The sequence below is a fragment of the Terrilactibacillus tamarindi genome, assembly GCF_009718825.1.
In the GTDB taxonomy this organism is placed as follows: Bacteria; Bacillota; Bacilli; order Bacillales; family Sporolactobacillaceae; genus Terrilactibacillus; species Terrilactibacillus tamarindi.
In genome coordinates this window covers 1-1,103 of the sequence record NZ_WNHB01000052.1, presented here as the reverse complement: position 1 = coordinate 1,103, position 1,103 = coordinate 1, and the positions used below count along the sequence as shown (strand labels likewise).

General features: G+C 35.4%; 1 pseudogene. It reads left to right on the top strand.

Annotated elements, in window-relative coordinates:
* Positions 1 to 98 precede the first annotated feature (98 nt).
* Positions 99 to 1,103: pseudogene (locus GMB86_RS15875) on the top strand (IS3 family transposase); the annotation flags it as partial.

Below are 1,103 nucleotides of genomic sequence, written 5' to 3'. Positions count from 1 at the left end.
TAAACTGTACCCTATAGAGAAGACACTTAAAAAAAGTCTCCCTATAGGGTACTTTTATGTATAATTAGAAAAAAAGCGGGGATTGGGGAAAACAAGAAATGAGTAAAAGAGAATTTACAAAGAAAGAGATTAAGATACTCTCTACTAACCCAAATGTTAAGTCGGTGGGTTCTAAAGGAATCACCTATACTGATGAATTTAAACGTCAATTTATTGTAGAACACGAATCAGGGAAACTTCCAAGGGACATATTTGAATCACATGGATTTGATGTCGAGATGATTGGTTCAGAACGTGTTTTGGCAGCCAGTAAGAGGTGGCGAGCAGCTTATAAAGAAAAAGGTGTTGAGGGTCTACGAGATACAAGAAAGGAAAACTCGGGGAGACCACGTGAAAAGGATCTTTCGTTAGAAGAAAAATATGAGCGGTTGAAGGTTCAAAATAATCTATTGAAAGCAGAGAACGAATTATTAAAAAAGATCGAAATGGGAGAAAGGAGACTGAGGAGAAGGAAATAAAATTATCAGCCGAACAAAAATTCTTATTAATCCATTCTGTTATCGAAAAATACAAACTTAAAAATAAGGTCAGATACTTATGTCAAATAGCCGGTGTATCACGTTCTGGATACTATAACTATTTCTCCTTAGAGTCACAGAGACAAAGAAACCAACGTGATCATCAGGATGAGTGTGTTAAGGAGATAATCTTAAAAGCCTATCACTTTAAACACCGCAAGAAGGGTGCCCGGCAAATTAAAATGACATTAGAAGGGCAGTTTAACACCATTTACAACTTAAAACGCATCCGAAGAATCATGAAAAAATATACTATTATTTGTCCTATCAGAAAAGCCAATCCATACCGAAGAATGGCAAAAGCAACAAAGGAACACACGACCTTACCGAACTTATTAAAACGGCAATTTAAACAGAATGTGCCTGGAAAAGTATTGCTTACTGATATTACTTATTTATTTTATGGCAAGGGTAAGAAAGCCTATTTATCCACGATAAAGGATGGATCTACAAATGAATTATTAGCTTATAACGTTTCTGATCGTATCACATTAGATATCGCCACAGACACGCTATTAAAATTAA